Here is a 17,032-nt window from a genome sequence, read left to right on the forward strand (position 1 = left end):
TGGCCAATGGTGCCGGGGCAGACCCTGCACGCCCCGCGCCGGGCAAGTCAATGGATTCCGCTCAGCTAAATTCATTAGTTGGTCAACATGCCAGGTCAGACAGTTGAGTTGGCGGTATTGCGGCCGATCACTAATGCGCTTTAGGCTTGCCGGGCTCAAGCGCATTAGTGCGCGGCCACCGGGAATTGGGGAGCAAGGATGCCGGCCAAGCGGTCGCCCGCGCGCAGGCCGACGATGAAGGACATCGCGCAGCGTGCCGGGGTCTCCGAGAGCGCGGTCTCGTTCGCGCTCAACGGCCGCCCGGGAGTCTCCGAGGTCACCCGGGACCGAGTGCGGCGGGTCGCCGAGCAGTTGGGCTGGCGACCCAGCACCGCCGCACGCGCACTGTCCGGTGAGGGTGCGGCCACGGTGGGGCTGGTGGTGGCGCGCCCGGCCGAGACCCTGGGCGTCGACTCCTTCTTCCTCCAGCTCATCTCGGGCATCCAAGAGGTGCTGGCGGAGCGTCATCTCGGCCTGCTCTTCCAGGTGTTGGAGGGCGTCGACGACGAGTGTGCGGTGTACCGCCGCTGGTGGGCCGAGCACCGGGTCGACGGTGTGCTGGTGGTCGACCCGCGCACGGACGACCCGCGCCCCGGCCTCCTCGACGAACTGGGCCTGCCCGCCGTGGTGATCGGCGGCGCCCCGGACGAGCGGCACCCCGGCTGGTCGACGGTGTGGGCGGACGACGCGGGCGCGATGGCCTCGGTCGTGGACCGGCTGTACGCGCTGGGCCACCGGCGGATCACGCACATCGCCGGGCTCCCGGGCCTCGCGCACACCGAGCGCCGGATCCGTACGCTGCGCGCCGAGGCCGGGCGGCGCGGTCTGACGGAGGTCCGCTCGGTGACCACGGACTACTCGGACGCGCAGGGCGCCGCCGTCACCCGACGGGTCCTGGAGAGCGACGCTCCCCCGACCGCCCTGGTCTACGACAACGACGTGATGGCGCTCGCCGGAGTCGCCGCCGCGACGGAACTCGGTTTCTCGGTGCCGGCGGACGTGTCGGTGGTGTCCTGGGAGGACTCGGCGCTGTGCCGGATGGTCAAGCCGTGGCTGTCGGCGCTGTCGCGGGACACGGTGGAGTTCGGCCGTACGGCGGCCCAGGAGCTGACGGCACTGCTGGACGGCGGCCCGGCGCGAACCGTACGCGTGCCGGTCCCACGCCTGATCGAGCGGGACAGCACGGGCCCCTGCGACGCAGGGGCCCTCTGAACTGCGCGGGGCGGACGCCGTACCCCCGTGTACCCCCGTACCCTCGTACGGTGTCCGCCCCGCACCCCGTAGACATGAGTCCTCAGACCCGGGATTGATACAGCCCGAACTCAGCGATCCGCACCTCCGCCCGCGCCTGGGTGACCCGGACCCGCCACCGTCGCGCCCGAACAGGCGCCGCCAGCAGGAGAATTCGACTCGCGCCGACCGTCCCGGCCCCCGCCACCCGGGTCCAGCCACCTCGGACGAACGCCTCGACGACGAAGGCCTCGACCTGCTGCCCGTGAGCGATGTCCTCCGCGAGGCGGATCCGGTCCGCCGCCAGCTCCCTGCCGAGGTCGACGGTCACGACACTCGGAGTCCGGGTGACCGAGGCACCGATCGTCAGGTCGGCGGGCAGTTCCCGGTCGACGCGCTCCCGGAACTCCCGCAGCCGCGTGACGTCGGAGGCGGCGAGGAGACCGTCTGTATCCGGCGGGACGTTGAGGAGGAGGACGGCGTTGCGGCCGACCGAGCCGAAGTAGATCTCGGTCAACTGGTCGACCGTCTTGGGCTGTTGGTCGGCGTGGTAGAACCAGCCGTCCCGGATGGACACGTCGCACTCGGCGGGCCACCACTGGAGGTAGTCCGTCACGGGCTGAGCCCTCACCAGGGCGTCGCGGCTGCCCTCGTCCGGGGTGTCGTAGGACAGGGCCCAGTCGGTCCGGCCGTACTGGTTCTCCTTGACCGGGATGACGCTCCACTCGTCCTCGCGCGCGGTTCCGCCCTCGTTGCCGACCCAGCGCAGATCGGGGCCGGTGACGGCGATCGCGGCGTCCGGGGCGAGGGTCCGCACCAGGGTGTACCAGCTGTCCCAGTCGTAGCTCTCCACCTTGTCCGGCGGGATGTGGCCCTGGGCGCCGTCGAACCACACCTCGTCGACGGTCCCGTACTCGGTGAGCACCTCGTACAGCGTGTTGAGCATGTGGGCGCCGTAGTCGGTCGCGTCGAGCGTGTAGAAGCGCTCCGGCGACCGGTCGTCGCCCGCCAGGAGCGTCGGGACGGTGTGCGGGGAACGGACGCTGCCGTTGGCGTAGACGCCGTGGAGGTACTGGTTCTCGTCGGCCGGGGAGATGTACACGCCGACCTTCAGCCCGTACCGGCGCATGGAATCGGCGAACGAGCGCAGCACATCACCCTGCCCACCTCGCCAACTGCTCGATGCCACCGAGTGGTTGGTGTACCGGGAGGGGTAGAGGACGAAGCCGTCGTGGTGCTTGACGGTGAGGATGGCGAGCTTGAAGCCGCCGTCTCGCAGAGCCCGCGCCCACTGGTCGGTGTCGAGCCCGGCCGGCTGGAAGACGTTCGGGTCCTCGTCGCCGGTACCCCATTCGAGACCGGTGAAGGTGTTCACGCCGAAGTGCAGGAACGCGGTCCGCTCCAGCCGCTGCCAGGCGATCTGCCGTGCGGTGGGCCGGACTTGGGAGGCCTTGCGGACGAGATCGGCCGCGGTGTCGGCCGGGGACACGGGGATGCGGTAGAGGGGGTCTTCCGCCGCCTCGGCGGCTGCCGCGACCGACGTGACCGAGGGGAGTCCGGTCACGGCAAGCGTGGTGGCTGCGGTGACGAAGATGCGTCTGGAGATGGTCATGGGGTGTCTCCTCAGCTCAGGTGCCAGACAGCGGGCGGGCGTTGGTCGGTGGGGTACTGCACGATCCGGCCGTCGTCCGAGACGGTCAGCGCCATCTGCGTGATCGCGTTGACGAGCAGGTAGCCGCCCGCCACCGGCGCCGGCTGCCAGCGCTGCAGGGTGCTCGTGGCGTCACAGCTGTCCCAGGTCGCCTGGACGCCGGGCTGCAACGGCACGTTGAGAGTGAGCTTGCCGCCACTGATCGCCAGGCAGCCCGCCGACGTACGCAGCGTCACATAACCGTCCGCCGTGCGCCGCACCTCGGCGACAAGGGAAGCGGCGCCGGCCGTCAACGTGTACGTCCCGTCCGCCACCGGCACCCGGGTCAGGTCCCGCCAGCCGGGTGCGTGCCCAACAGCCGTCCCCCGCGCGGTGAACTGGGCGTACGTGGCGTCGGGATGCGGATCGCCCCAGGTGGCCTGTGCGACGTGCCGCAGCGCGGGGTCGGTGTCGACGGCGACCTCGTTCTCGGTCTCGCCGCGCCCGTTGTCGGGCCAGAGGCTGATCTTCGCGCCGGTGATCCCCTGGCTGGAGGCGACCTTCTCGCCCTCGAAGCTGCGCGGGTCCCAACTCTGGTCGTACAGGCCCTTGGTGTCGGTGTGGAAGCCGCCCCGGACGAGGTACAGCGCATAGGCCGCGTTCATCAACGGGTAGCCCTGGGCCAGGATTTGGCTCGGCTTCACGGCCACGTTCAGCCAGTGCTCGACCGTGGTGCCCGCGGTCACCGGCACGGTGTTGGCGCCGGTGAGCCCGTCGTTCCAGATGCGCAGCTTCTTGCCCTTGGCGGCCACATAGGCCTGGACGCGGTTGACGAAGTCGATGAAGGCGTCCTGGGGTGTGGCGTTCGCCCCGTACTTCTCCCGCGCGTACCGCAGCACCTGCGGGTACTTGGCGAAGTCGGAGCCGAGCATGTACTCGTCGGCGCCCATGTGCCAGGAGCCGCCGGTGAACACCTGGGCGTACTCGTCGATCAGGCTCGTGTAGTAGTCGAAGGCGGCCGGCTGGGTGATGTCGAGCCTGCTGGGCTGCTTGTTGCCGTCGGAGTCCGTGAGCTGGAGATCGGGACGGTTCTCGATCCAGGGGTCCATGTGGCCCGGGGAGTTGATCTCCGGAATGATCTCGACGTGGTACTTGTCGCCGAGGGCGACGAGCCGCCGGATCTCGTCCTTGGTGTAGTAGCCCCAGGTGTTGGCCTCGGGGTGGGCGTCGCTCTTCACCTTGAGTTCCAGGAGCAGCTGGTTGAGCTTGTGGTACGCCATGTCGCGTACGAGGTTCTCCAGCCACTCGGTCGAGATGTGGATGTAGCAGGCGCAGACACCGACGCCACGCTCCGCGTACCGGGGCACGTCGACCGTGCGTCCTGCGGGGATCCGGTCGCCCTGGGCGAGGAGTTGAAGGACGGTCCGGGTGCCGTAGAAGGCGCCGCGCTCGGTCGCGCCGGTCACCGACAGCCGTGCGCCCGCCCGGAGTTCGTACCCCTCGGCGCCCAACGCGGCCCGGCCCGGCTGGACATCGATAACGATGTCACCGGTACGCGCGCCACCGCTGACGACGGGTACGTTGCCATGCCCCGCGTCGCGCAGATCGTCGGCGAGGGTGTCCGCGACCCTGCGCTCTGGCGCGGAGTCGGCTACCAGCCGGGCAGAGGCATCGAACTTGTAACTCCCCTGCTCCGGGGTCCAGTTGGCGAGCGCTGGCAGGGTGACCGGGGCGCTCGCGGCCACCGTTCGCGCGACGGCCGGAACCGGGGCGGCGAGCAGCAGGAAAGCCACCAGCACACCCAGAAGCCGACGTCTTGGATACCTACTCATCTGGAAGCTCCCATTCATCGGAGGTGTGATGATTGAGCGCACCTCAGGTGCTGTCAATGGGGTCCGGAGTCAGGGAAGTTCGGCCAGTGATCGGATGACCAGCGGCTCTATGGCCGGAACCGGGTGCCCCGGCGGGCAAAAAGTCCAAGCGGCCCGGCCCGAATGTCCAAGCTCGACGCCTTGGACACCCCAGGATCTCCGGGCCCGACACCCCGGGATCCCCATGCCCGACAGCGCAGGTCCTCAGGCCCGACACCCCCGGGCCCGGCGACCCTCGACGCCACTTGTACTCACGAGTAGCCTCATCGCCTCACGCGTAGCACGATGTGTCGCATCCACCCCGAGGAGCCCCCGTGACCAGCTGGGCCGGCCGTACCGCCACCGAGATCGCCGCCGCCGTACGCGAGAAGCGCGTCACGCCCCGTGAAGTCGTGGCCGAACATCTGGCGCGCATCGAACTGCTGGACGCCCGCGTCGGAGCGTTCCGCCGGCTGAGAGCGCAGGAGGCGCTGGCCGAGGCGGACGAGGTGGCCGCCCGCGCCGATCTGGCCGACCTCCCGCTCGCGGGCGTACCGATCGCCGTGAAGGACAACCTGGGCGTGCGCGGCGAGTCGACCCGGCACGGCACCACGGCGACGCCGGACACCCCCGCCGACCACGACCATGTCACCGTGGCCCGGCTCCGCGCGGCGGGCGCGATCGTCGTCGGGGTCACCAATGTGCCCGAGCTGTGCATCTGGGGCACGACGGAAGGCGTCCTCGGCACGGCCCGCAACCCGTGGGACACCACCCGTACGGCGGGCGGTTCGTCGGGCGGCAGTGCGGCGGCCGTCGGCGCCGGGATGGTGCCGATCGCGCTGGGCAACGACGGCATGGGCTCACTGCGCATCCCCGCCGCCAACTGCGGTGTCGTCACCATCAAGCCGGGCCTCGGGGTCGTCCCGGCGGGCATCGGCAACGGCGACTGGTTCGGCATGTCCGAGAACGGCCCGCTGGCGACGACGGTCGAGGACGCACGTCTGATGCTGTCGATCCTCGCGGACACCGAGTTCGTACGGTCGGACGCGCACGCCGGCCGCAAGGTCGCCCTCTCGGTCCGCAGCCCCATCACCGGCGTCACCATCAGCAAGCCGTACGTGTCCGCCGCGCGCGAGGCCGCCGCCCTGCTCGACGGCGCCGGTCACCAGGTGCGTCCCGCCGACCCGCCCTACCCACTGTCGATCGGCGTCACCTCGTTCACGCACTGGACGGCGGGCACGGCGCGGGACGCGGAGGGCTTCGACAAGAGCGGGCTGACCCGGCGCACCCGGGTCCACGCGGCCATCGGGCGCAGGTTCGTCGGCTACGTCGAGCGGGGACAGCACAAAGAGCAACTGCGCCGCCGCCTGGAGCCGTTCTTCGCCGAGCACGACGTCCTGCTCACCCCTGCACTCGCCCGGCGCTCCCCCGCAGCAGCCGCCTGGCACGAGCGGGGCTGGCTGCGCAACATCCTCGCGAACACCAACTACTCGCCGATGACGCCCCCGTGGAACCTGACGGGCTGGCCGGCGATGGCCGTACCCTTCGGCACCCTGCCCTCGGGCGCGCCCTGTGCCGTCCAGTTGGTGGGCCGTCCGGGCTCGGAGGCCGTACTCCTCGACGTGGCGCAGCAGTTGGAGGAGCTGCACCCCTGGCAGCGGACGGCTCCGCTCGCCTAGAGAGCCCGGCGAGCACCGAGCCAGGTGGCGGTCAGTCCACCCCGAGGGCCTTGTACATGACGTGCAGGCCCACCCGGCCGTCCCGGGGATGGTCGAACGCGTCCGGGACGGTGGCGAGGATCGCGAATCCGAGCGAAGTCCAAAGCCTGACCGCCGGGTTGGTCTCGACGACCGCGTTGAAGACCATGCCCCGATAGCCGTGGGTCTCGGCCTCGTTCAACACGTGTTCGGCGAGGGCGCGTCCGATACCACGACCCCCGCAGTCGGGGTCGACCATGAAACCGGCGTTGGCGACACGGGCCGCGGGGCCACCGTAGTTGGGGGTGAGAAAGGCGGAGCCGACGACAGCCCCCGCGCCGTCCTCGGCGACGTACACGCGCTTGGCCGGGCTCATCCACAGGGCGCGGGCCGCTTCCTCGGAGGTGTCCGGGTCCCAGGTGTAGGTCTCCGCGGCGGCGACGATGCGGTGCCAGAACGGCCAGATCCGCGGCCAGTCAGCAGCCGCGGCTTCCCTGATGATCAGCATGGACGTGAGTGTGGCACGCCCATGCCGACGTCAATCTCGACGGGTGCTAGTCGACGCTGGGCAGGATGTGCGGCTCGGCGAGGTCGTCCTCGTAGCCCGCCAGGCGGATCGGGGCCGACCTGGCCCACACGTCGAGGCTGCCGAGCCGGTCGCTCCGGTCGACAGGGGCCGCTGTGCGTTCCTCAGGGCCTTGTTCGAGATTCGTCTTCTCCGGTGTCACCGCGCACTCCTTATGTGTCGGGTCACCCTCAGGACAATCGGGACCAGTCTGCTGCCGGTCGCTCCACATCCACTCGGGTCTTGGTCAAGAGCAGTCAGGACGCGGTGGCGCCGGTAACGGACCGTGGGTGTGGGTGGAACCCAGTCGTGCTGCCCGTCCGCTCCAGTATTAACCAAATGAGCGCATGCCCGCTCGATGGGGTGAAAACAAGCGGTAAAGATCTCACGTCGCTCAGTGTTCATTCAGCCATAATCTGGGGTTGTTTGTTACCTGGAGCACGGTTTGAGCATCACCCGTACGGCTCAACCGACGGACCCTCGTACGGCATTGCCGGAACACGTCCAGCAGTTCAGCTCCCGTTGGTCCGCGCGCAAGTCGCCCATGATCTGCTGCCCGAAGGCAACGGCTGGTCCCGCGGTAGGACTCGGGAGGACTGACGCATGGAGCTGCGCGGCGTCGAGGAGCTGATGGATCTGCTGCACGCCTGCCGGGGCACCCCCGAGCACGGCACCGACCCCGTCGACCTGCATCAGCACGCGCTCCAGACGGCCGCCCTGCTGCGCCGAAGTCGCCCGGCCGACAAGGAACTCCAGATCGCGGGCCTGGTCCACGTCATAGGCCGGCTCCTGGCCCCCGGCGACCCCACCCGCCACGCCCGTACGGCGGCGGACGCCGTACGGCACCTGCTCGGCGAACGGGTCGCCCGCCTCGTACACGACAGCCCGCACGCCACGGACCTGGACCCGCACGTCGACGCCGACACCCTGACCCTGCGCCAGGCGGACGAGGCCGGCCGGGCGCCGGGCTTCGACGCGGGCGTCCTGGAGGACTGGCGCACCCTGCTGGAACTGGTCGCGGAACAGCACTCCCGCCTGGGGGCTGTTGACTGACGGTCCGTCATGAGACGGTACGCGGATGACATCGCCGTACGGACTCGACGGGCGGGTCGCCCTGGTCACCGGGGGCACGCGCGGCATCGGGCTGGCCGTCGCGGAGGCGTTCGTGCGGGCGGGAGCGCGGGTGTGCGTAACGGCCCGTGATCCGGACGGGGTTGCGCGGGCCGCCAAGACGCTCGGCGGCATCGGCATGGCGGGCAGTGTCGCCGATCCCGCACACCTGTCCCTGTTGACCGAGTTCACACTCGACACCTTCGGCCGCATCGACATCGTCGTGAACAACGCGGCCACGAACCAGCCCTACGGCCCGTTGATGGACGCGAACCCGGACACCTGGCGCGAGGCGTTCACCACCAACGTCGAGGCTCCACTACGCCTGACGCAGTACGCATGGCGGGCCTGGATGCGCGAACACGGCGGCACGGTCATCAACATCTGCACGGAGGGCGCCACGCACGTCGGCCCCAACGTAGGCGCCTACGGCACCACGAAGGCGGCCCTCCTCCACCTCACCCAACAACTCGCAGGCGAACTGGCCCCGAAGGTCCGGGTCAACTCGGTCTCCCCGGGCCTGGTCCGCACAGAAATGGCCCGCTTCGTATGGGAGCCGAGTGAGCAGGAGATCGCAACCGGCCTACCCCTGGCCCGAATCGGAGAGCCGAAGGACGTGGCCCAGGCGGTCCTGTGGCTGGCGTCAGACGCAGCAGAGTGGGTGACTGGAGCCGACCTACTGGTAGACGGCGGTACACGGGTAAAACCGGCAAAGCCAACACCCACCTAGGGGCGCGGGGAACTGCGCGACCAGCCCCCACCGGCCGGCACACGCCCCACAACCCCCGCCTACCACTTACCAGGCGCGTAGTCCTTCAAGAACACCCCGTAAAGATCCTCGCCCAACTCCCCCCGCACGACCGGGTCGTATACACGAGCCGCCCCATCCACAAGATCAAGCGGCGCATGGAACCCCTCATCGGCCAAGCGCAGCTTGTCGTAGTGAGGCCGCTCGTCAGTGATCCACCCCGTGTCCACCGAGGTCATCAAAATACCGTCGGCCTGGAACATCTCCTGCGCACTGGTCCGCGTCACCATGTTCATCGCGGCCTTCGCCGCATTCGTGTTCGGATGCCCCGCACCCTTGTACCCACGCCCGAACACCCCCTCCATCGCCGACACATTGACGACATACGCCCGCTTGCTCACCGCGTCCCGCGCAGCCGCTGCCATCGCCGGCCGCAACTTGCTGATCAGGATGAACGGCGCCGTGTAGTTGCACAGCTGGGTCTCCAGCAGCTCCACCGGGGAGATCTGCTCGATCGTCTGCACCCACGTGTTGGTGTCGACGACGTCGGGGACGAGCCCGCCCGCGTCGATGGCGGTGCCGTCGAGATGCCGGGCGACGCTGGCGTTGCCCGCGACGAGGGCGAGGTCGGCGACCTGCTGGGCGTCGAGACCGCTGATGCCGACGGGCAGCGCGGCCAGTCCGTCGACCGCACCGGACCCGAAGGCGCCGATCACCCGGTGGGCGGGCAGTTCCCCGGCGGGCAGCGGCGCGCTCTCGCCCTCGACCAGGGCGGCGTACGCGGAGGGCAGCCGGCGTACCGTCTGGGTCGCGTTGTTGATCAGGATGTCGAGCGGTCCCTGCTCGGCGATCTGGTCGGCCAGGGCCACGACCTGGGCCGGGTCGCGCAGGTCGGTGCCGACGACCTCCAGCCGGTGCAGCCAGTCGGCCGAGTCGTTCATGGCCTTGAAGCGGCGGATGGCGTCCTTGGGGAACCGGGTGGTGATCGTGGTGTGCGCGCCGTCGCGCAGCAGCCGCAGCGCGATGTACATACCGATCTTGGCCCGGCCGCCGGTGAGCAGCGCGCGCTTGCCGGTGAGGTCGGTACGGGCGTCGCGGCGGGAGCGGTTGAGGGCGGCGCAGTCCTGGCAGAGCTGGTGGTAGAAGTAGTCGACCTCGATGTACCGGGTCTTGCAGGTGTAGCAGGAGCGCGGGCGCTGGAGTATCCCCGCGATCTGCCCCTCCTCGGTCACCGACGACGGGAGGATGCCCTCGGTCTCGTCGTCGATGCGCTGGGCGGAGCCGGTCGCCGTGGACTCGGTGACCGCCTTGTCGTGGGCGGTCTTGGCGGCCCGGCGCTCCTGCCGGCGGCGCTGCTTGACCGTGCGGTAGACGCCTGCGGTGGCGCGGCGCACGGCGATGGCGTCGGGGTGGTCGACGTCCAGCTTGTCCAGCTCTTCGAGCACGCTGAGGCAGACGGCCATGCGCTCGGGGTCGATGCCGGGACCATAGGACATGTCGTCCTGGCCGTCCACGGCCGTCGGGCCGTCCTCTGTCACCGTCATCGCGCTGCCGTTCCCTGGGTCGCCGTCGCGGCGCCTTGACCGCGCCCGCTCTCGAACAGGCGATTTTACGGAAGCCCGACCCCAGTCACCAAACCCGCGACGATCATGCCCCTGCTCAGGGGGCGCAGACGGCGACCAGCGCCTCCACCTCGGCCGTGACCGCAGCGGCGAACCGATCAAGGTCCGGCACGGCTTCCGCGTCCGCGACGAGCCCGAAATGAACCTGCCCCCGATACGTCGAGATGGCGACCGCCAACGACTGTCCCTGGGCGAGCGGAGCGAAGGGATACACCTCGGTGAGCGGGTTGCCACCGAGCCGGAGCCCGAGGCTGGGCAGCGGCACGCTGGTGACGAGGATGTCGAACCACAGCCGAGCCGCCTGCTTCACCAGCGGCCCGCCGAGCCGGTGCCCGAGCGGCGGCACATGGTCGGCGAGCAGCGCGACCGCGCCCGCGCCCCGCCCGGGCCCCGCGTCCTTGTTGCGGTCCATGGCCCAGCGCACGGAGTCGAGGCGCCGCAGCGGATCCGGATCGTCGACGGGCAGCCGCATCAGATACCCGGAGAGCCGGTTGCCCTGCGGATGGGCGGTGCGCGGACGCCGTTTGGAGACGGGGATGAGCGCGCGCGGCGCGACTCCCTCGCTGCCGTCGCCGCGCTCGTCGAGCCAGCGCCGCAGCGCCCCGGCGACGACGGCGATGAGGACATCGTTGACGGTACCGCCGACCGTCTTGCGCACCCGGTGGATGTCGTCGAGGTCGAGAAGGACTCCGGCGGTACGGCGGGTGCCGCTCGGTTCGGCGACGAGCGCGGCGGAGGAACGGACGCCCAGGGTGTCCAGGCTGGACCGGGCGACGGAGGCGCCGATGTCCAGGGCGCGCCCCACGTCGGAGAAGGCACCGCGCACCATCCCGGGCAGCTTGCGCACATCCGGGAAGAGACCCGTGGCCGGCGTTTCGGGGCGCGGGCGGGGCCCCGGCAGGTCGAGGGGGTCCATGACACCGGCGGCGAGGGTCAGCGCGCGCAGGCCGTCGGCGAGGGCGTGGTGGAACTTGAAGAGCACGGCGAAGGAGGTCCCGTCCTCGCCGGGCAGGACATGCGCCTCCCACGGCGGCCGACCGCGCTCCAGCGAGCGTTCCATGAGCCGTCCGGCCTCGGCGTGGAAGTCGGCGGTCGGGGCGTGCAGCCGTACGTGGTCGAGCGGGTCGAAGTCCGGTGCGGTCTCGCGGGTGGCGCCCCCAAAGGCCAGCGGGAGCAGCGGCTGCCAGACGTCCCGGATGCGCATCCGCAGTCCGGGTACGGCCGGGGCGCGGGCGGCGAGCAGATCGGCCGCGTGGGCTCCGGCGGTGGGCGAGTGGGACGAGAACACACCGAGGGCGCCCAGGTGCATGGGGTGCAGGTCGGAATCCATGTTCCAGAACGCCAGGTCGAGGGGGGCGAGCAGGTCCGAGGTCTCAGAGGTCAAGGGATCGCTCTCGCGTCGACGGAGGGTGAGCCAGCAGTCAATCGCCTGCAGCCGATTACGGTCAAGTACGATCAAGCTACGCACAGTTAACAACGGATTAAGTCCCGCTGCTCCGCGAGCAGCGGGACTTAAGTGACACGTGAGGTTACGTCAGCACACACAGGCCCCTATTTCAGGGCGGGCGGCGCATCCTCCGCGCCCGTACCCCACCCGGACGGCTCCGGGCCGACCGTGAACTCCAGCGCACGCGCGCCCCGCAGCAACGCACTCGTCACATACGTACGGCTGTACGAAGTCCCGTCGACGGCCACCGACTGGACGTACCGTCGGCTGTCCGCCGTACCGGGTGCCGTCACCGTGAGGGCGCCGAGCGGGTAGTAGCGGGTGTCGAGGGTGAGGTCGGTGCGGTCGAAGACCGGGGTGGACAGGCCCCAGGTGTCGTAGCCGGGCTGGACCGGGAAGATCCCGATCGCGGACAGGACGTGCCAGGCGGACATGGTGCCCATGTCGTCGTTGCCGGTCATGCCGGTCGGACCGTCCGTGTAGAGGGTCAGCGCGGTGTGCACGACCTCGGTGGTCTTCCAGGGCTGTCCGGTGGAGAGGTAGGTGTACGGGGCGGTGAGGTCGACCTCGTTCTGCGGGTTGTACTTGTCCGCGTTGTAGTAGGCGTACGGGCCGTTCACCCACACCTCGCGGGCCGTCCGGGCTGGGTCCGCCTTCAGCTCGTCATACGCGAAGAAGGTGTCGAGCCGCTTGTTGGCCGCCTCCCTCCCCCCGAGCAGGTCCACCAGGCCCGGCAGATCCTGCGGAACCAGCCACTGGTACTGCCAGGCCGTGCCCTCGTGGAACCCCTCGCCGATGGCCGGATCGGGGTCGCCGGTGAAGGCTCCCGAGCCGTCCCGGGGGCGGAAGAAGCCGGTCGCGGGGTCGAAGACGGCACGGTAGTTCTGCGCCCGGCGGGCGTATCGGTCGGCGTCGGCCTTGTGGCCCAGGTCGCGGGCCATCTGGGCCAGCATCGCGTCGGACAGGGCGTATTCGAGGGTGACGGAGGCGCCCCAGTGGTAGTCCGAGTCGCCGAGCTTGGTGCGCGGGCGGCCCTTGAGATAGGGCGCGAAGCCGTTCGCGATGTACTCCTTGTTCGCCTCGCGCCCCAGCATCGGCAGAGCGGCGGGCGGCACGCCGTCGGCGTTCTTCTTGAGGGCGCGATACGTCCGCTCCTCGTGGCCGTGCAGCAGGCCCTGCTGGTAGGCGTGGGTGAGGAACGGGGTGACCGGGTCGCCGGTCATGATGTTGGTCTCGACGGTGCCGTAGCCCCACTTGGGCAGCCAGCCGCCCTCCTCGTCGATCTTCAGCACCGAGAGCGCCATGTCACGGGCCTCGCGGGGCGCGAGCAGCGACAGGAGCTGGGCCTGGGTGCGGTAGGTGTCCCAGAGGGACCAGTTCTGGTAGTACGTGAAGTCCCGCGCGCGATGGACCTTCAGGTCCCAGCCGGTGTAGCGGCCGTCGGCGTCGCTGCCGATGTTGGGGGCGAGGAAGCTGCGGTACAGGGACGAGTAGAAGGTCCGCCGGAGGGTCTCCGAGCCGCCTGTGACGCGCACGTCGTCGAGCCGCGCCTCCCAGGCCGCCCGGGCCGCCTCCCGTACGGCGTCGAACGAACGTCCGCCCTCGGCGCTCAGGTTGCCGGCGGCGCCCTCCGCGTCGACGTACGAGAGTGCGGTGGTCGCCTCGACGGTGCGGTCGCCGTCGGTCGTGTCGAAGCGGACGTAGGCGCCGTCGCCCCCGGTCCGGGACCCGTCGGTGACGGCGGACCCGTCCCAGGTGCCGTACGCCGTGAAGGGCCGGTCGAAGCGGGTGACCGTGTGGACGGTGTACGGCTTGGTGCCCCGGCAGAAGCCGGAGCCGGTGATCGTCGTACGGACGGTGCGGTCGTCGAGGATCTCGACCCGGTTCGCCACCTTGGTGTGCAGCGACTGGCCCGCGTTGAGGAGCACGTTGGCCTTGGTGGTCGCCGGGAAGGTGTAGCGCTGGACGCCGGTGCGGGCGGTCGCCGTCAGTTCGGCGTCGATGCCCGAGTCCAGGCCCACCCTGTAGTAGCCGGGAGTGGCGCGCTCCTGGTCGTGACCGTACTCGGTGGCGTAGGTCGCGTGGTCGGTGCTCGTGATGTCGCCGGTCGTCGGGAGGACCGGCAGGTCGCCGCCGATCCGGCAGCCGACGCCGGAGAGGTGGACCAGGGAGAAGCCACGGATGCGGTTCTGGGAGTAGCGGTAGCCGGTCTTGTGCCCGGTGTCGGGAGACAGTTGCACCATGCCGAAGGGCACGGTCGCGCCGGGGAAGGTGTTGCCCTCGTTCTCGGTGCCGATGAACGGGTTGACGAGCTCGGTGAGCCGCTCGTCACGGGCATGGGCGGCGGGTGCGGAGAGCGCGCCCGCGAACAGGGCGGCGGCCGTCACCGCCCCGGCGGTGCGCAGCGTCCATCTCACAGGGCGGTCCTCCGTGGGCTCGGGCCGGATGGCGGCCGTGTCCCGCATCCGTTCCTCGCCGGCCGTCCCGATCCGCGCCGCCGACGGCACGGTCACCTCGGGGCCGTACGGCAACAGCCCGTTCGGCTCACTGCCCGGGGCCCGGACATGCCGACGGCCCCGGTGAGCACGGACTCACCGGGGCCGTCGGGGCGTGGGCGTACCGCCTATGACACGTGCTGGCCCTTCCCGAGGGCGATCACTCCGCCCTTGGAGACGGTGTACAGGTCGGAGTCGCGCTCCGGGTTGACGCCGATCGTCGCGCCCGGCGGGACCTCGACGTTCTTGTCGAGGACGGCCCCGCGCACGATCGCGCCCCGCCCGATGCGCACGTTGTCGTGCAGGATCGACCCCTGCACCACCGCGCCCGGATCGACGCGCACCCCGGGCGAGAGCACCGAGCGCGTCACCTGCCCGCGTATCAGGCACCCCGCGCTGATGATCGACTCGCTGGCGATGCCGCCGGAGTTGAAACGGGCGGGCGACAGCTGGCCGGAGTGGGTGTAGACAGGCCAGCTGCGGTTGTAGAGGTTGAACGCGGGGCGCTCGGCGATCAGGTCCATATGGGCGTCGTAGTACGCGTCGAGCGTGCCGACGTCCCGCCAGTAGCCCTGGTCGCGTGTCGTCTCGCCGGGCACGTGGTTCTCGCTGAAGTCGTACAGCTGGGCCTCGCCGCGCTCGGTGAGCGCGGGCAGTATCGAACCGCCCATGTCGTGCACGGAGTCGCCGTCCTCGGCGTCCCGTTGAAGGGCCTCTATCAGGGCCTTCGTGGTGAAGATGTAGTTGCCCATGGAGGCGAACACCGACTCGGGGTCGTCGGCCAGCCCGGGCGGGTCGGCGGGCTTCTCCAGGAAGCCCTGCACGGTCTGGTTGTCGGTGCCGGGCGTGATCACGCCGAAGGACGACGACTCGGTGCGCGGCACCCGGATGCCCGCGACCGTGACCCCGGCGCCGCTGTCGATGTGCTGGTTGATCATCTGGCGGGGGTCCATGCGGTAGACGTGGTCGGCGCCGAACACGGCGACGTAGTCGGGCTGTTCGTCGTGCACGAGGTTCAGGGACTGGAGGATCGCGTCCGCACTGCCCAGGTACCAGCGCGGGCCGAGGCGCTGCTGGGCGGGGACCGGGGTGACGTAGTTGCCGAGCAGGCTGGACATCCGCCAGGTGGTGGTGATGTGGCGGTCCAGCGAGTGCGACTTGTACTGCGTGAGCACGCAGATGCGCATGATGTCACCGTTGACGAGGTTGGACAGGACGAAGTCGACCAGGCGATACGTTCCGCCAAAAGTGACCGCCGGTTTCGCGCGGTCCGCGGTCAGGGGCATCAGGCGTTTGCCCTCTCCGCCCGCCAGTACGATCCCGAGCACAGAAGGTCCACCACGACGCATCGCCGCTCCCCTCACCGTGGTTGTGCAGGTTGCTTGCCCGTACGCCGGTCGCGCTAAGCCTGTTGACCTTTTTTGAGGATCTCCTCGTAGAGCCGCACGGTCCGCCGGGCCACCGCGTCCCAGCCGAACTCGCCCACCGCACGCTCCCGTCCGGCCTCCCCCATGCGCCGGGCGCCCTCCGGATCACCGAGCACAGAGTCCAGGGCCCGCGCGAGGTCCGCCTCGAAGGCCCCCGGGTCCTCGTCCAGGGACACGAGCACGCCGGTCTTCCCGTCGTCGACCACCTCGGGGATGCCCCCGACCCGCGAGGCCACGACGGGAGTTCCGCAGGCCATCGCCTCCAGGTTGACGATGCCCAACGGCTCGTACACCGAGGGACAGACGAACACGGCGGCGTGCGTGAGGAGTTGGATGACATCCGGGCGCGGCAGCATCTGCGGGATCCAGAAGACACCCTCGCGTACGGCGCTCAGCTCCTGGAAGAGTTCGCGGAACTCCCGGTCGATCTCCGGGGTGTCGGGCGCGCCCGCGCACAGCACGACCTGGGCCGCCGGGTCGATGTCCCGGACCGCGCGCAGCAGATGGGGGACGCCCTTCTGCCGGGTGATGCGGCCGACGAACAGGACGTACGGGCGGTCCGGGTCGACGCCGATGCGGGTGAGGGCGTCGGTGCCGTGGTCGGGGCGGTAGAGGGTGGTGTCGATGCCGTTGTGCACGACATGGACGGTGGCCGGGTCGAGGGCCGGGTAGCAGGCCAGGATGTCCTCGCGCATGGCCCCGGACACGGCGATCACGGCGTCGGCGGCCTCGATGGCGGTGCGCTCGGCCCAGCTCGACAGGGCGTAGCCGCCGCCGAGTTGCTCGGCCTTCCAGGGGCGCAGGGGCTCCAGGGAATGTGCGGTCATCACGTGCGGGACGCCGTACAGGAGCTTGGCGAAGTGGCCGGCCAGGTTGGCGTACCAGGTGTGGGAGTGGACCAGTTCGCGGCCTTCGAGGGCGGCGGCGATGGAGAGGTCCGTGGAGAAGGTGCGCAGGGCGTCGTTGGCGGTGTCGAGCGACGGCCAGGACCGGTGGCGGATGACTCCGACTCCTCGGCCCTCGCCCCAGCAGTGCACCTCCAGGTCGGTGAGGGCGCCCAACTCCCGGGCCAGGAACTCGACATGGACGCCCGCGCCGCCGTACACATCCGGCGGGTACTCCCGGGTCAGCAGGCCCACACGCACCCAAAACTCCCTGTCTCGGCGGCTGGT

13 protein-coding genes are annotated in these 17,032 nt (G+C 70.3%); 4 read left to right on the forward strand and 9 right to left on the reverse strand.

Annotated features, from left to right (window positions below; translation table 11 throughout):
- The first annotated feature begins 198 nt into the window (after positions 1-198).
- Positions 199-1,251: a LacI family DNA-binding transcriptional regulator gene (locus tag ACFYXF_RS17970; RefSeq protein WP_389350551.1), complete on the forward strand. Its 1,053-nt coding sequence runs from the start codon at positions 199-201 to the stop codon at positions 1,249-1,251.
- A gap of 82 nt (positions 1,252-1,333) precedes the next feature.
- Here the strand turns inward: ACFYXF_RS17970 and ACFYXF_RS17975 are convergent, their stop codons facing one another.
- Positions 1,334-2,881 carry an alpha-L-fucosidase gene (locus ACFYXF_RS17975; RefSeq protein ID WP_389350552.1) on the reverse strand — a complete coding sequence of 516 codons (1,548 nt, stop codon included), beginning with the start codon at positions 2,879-2,881 and terminating at the stop codon, positions 1,334-1,336.
- 11 nt (positions 2,882-2,892) lie between these two features.
- Positions 2,893-4,731: a family 20 glycosylhydrolase gene (locus ACFYXF_RS17980; protein WP_389350553.1), complete on the reverse strand. Its 1,839-nt coding sequence runs from the start codon at positions 4,729-4,731 to the stop codon at positions 2,893-2,895.
- 353 nt (positions 4,732-5,084) lie between these two features.
- Between ACFYXF_RS17980 and ACFYXF_RS17985 the strand changes: the two genes are divergently transcribed.
- Positions 5,085-6,428 carry an amidase gene (locus ACFYXF_RS17985; RefSeq protein ID WP_389350554.1) on the forward strand — a complete coding sequence of 448 codons (1,344 nt, stop codon included), beginning with the start codon at positions 5,085-5,087 and terminating at the stop codon, positions 6,426-6,428.
- A 31-nt stretch (positions 6,429-6,459) separates the two neighbouring features.
- Here ACFYXF_RS17985 and ACFYXF_RS17990 read toward each other — a convergent pair whose 3' ends face one another.
- Positions 6,460-6,951, reverse strand: coding sequence for a GNAT family N-acetyltransferase (locus tag ACFYXF_RS17990; protein WP_389350758.1), 492 nt, complete (start codon positions 6,949-6,951; stop codon positions 6,460-6,462).
- 49 nt (positions 6,952-7,000) lie between these two features.
- Positions 7,001-7,174 carry a hypothetical protein gene (locus ACFYXF_RS17995; RefSeq protein WP_329268070.1) on the reverse strand — a complete coding sequence of 58 codons (174 nt, stop codon included), beginning with the start codon at positions 7,172-7,174 and terminating at the stop codon, positions 7,001-7,003.
- 440 nt (positions 7,175-7,614) lie between these two features.
- On the opposite strand from ACFYXF_RS17995, the gene ACFYXF_RS18000 reads away from it, so the two are divergent.
- Positions 7,615-8,064, forward strand: a complete 450-nt coding sequence (locus tag ACFYXF_RS18000) for a hypothetical protein (RefSeq protein WP_389350555.1) — start codon at positions 7,615-7,617, stop codon at positions 8,062-8,064.
- Positions 8,065-8,089: 25 nt separating this feature from the next.
- A complete protein-coding gene (locus tag ACFYXF_RS18005; RefSeq protein WP_389350556.1) occupies positions 8,090-8,851 on the forward strand; it encodes an SDR family oxidoreductase in 762 nt (253 codons plus the stop codon).
- 59 nt (positions 8,852-8,910) lie between these two features.
- Here the strand turns inward: ACFYXF_RS18005 and ACFYXF_RS18010 are convergent, their stop codons facing one another.
- The 5 genes from ACFYXF_RS18010 to glgA all read right to left on the reverse strand — a co-directional run bounded on the left by ACFYXF_RS18010 (position 8,911) and on the right by glgA (position 17,005).
- Complete coding sequence (locus ACFYXF_RS18010; protein ID WP_389350557.1) at positions 8,911-10,413, reverse strand: SDR family NAD(P)-dependent oxidoreductase; 1,503 nt, start codon at positions 10,411-10,413, stop codon at positions 8,911-8,913.
- Positions 10,414-10,528: 115 nt separating this feature from the next.
- Positions 10,529-11,875 carry a wax ester/triacylglycerol synthase family O-acyltransferase gene (locus ACFYXF_RS18015; RefSeq protein WP_389350558.1) on the reverse strand — a complete coding sequence of 449 codons (1,347 nt, stop codon included), beginning with the start codon at positions 11,873-11,875 and terminating at the stop codon, positions 10,529-10,531.
- 167 nt (positions 11,876-12,042) lie between these two features.
- The gene (locus ACFYXF_RS18020; RefSeq protein ID WP_389350759.1) at positions 12,043-14,403 is read right to left on the reverse strand and encodes a GH92 family glycosyl hydrolase; all 2,361 of its coding nucleotides are present in this window, start codon (positions 14,401-14,403) and stop codon (positions 12,043-12,045) included.
- A gap of 158 nt (positions 14,404-14,561) precedes the next feature.
- Complete coding sequence (gene glgC / locus ACFYXF_RS18025) at positions 14,562-15,782, reverse strand: glucose-1-phosphate adenylyltransferase (RefSeq protein ID WP_389350559.1); 1,221 nt, start codon at positions 15,780-15,782, stop codon at positions 14,562-14,564.
- A gap of 53 nt (positions 15,783-15,835) precedes the next feature.
- Positions 15,836-17,005 carry a glycogen synthase gene (glgA, locus tag ACFYXF_RS18030; protein ID WP_389350560.1) on the reverse strand — a complete coding sequence of 390 codons (1,170 nt, stop codon included), beginning with the start codon at positions 17,003-17,005 and terminating at the stop codon, positions 15,836-15,838.
- Between the last annotated feature and the right edge of the window lie 27 nt (positions 17,006-17,032).

This window comes from Streptomyces sp. NPDC002680, from assembly GCF_042889145.1.
Taxonomy (GTDB): domain Bacteria; phylum Actinomycetota; class Actinomycetes; order Streptomycetales; family Streptomycetaceae; genus Streptomyces; species Streptomyces adonidis.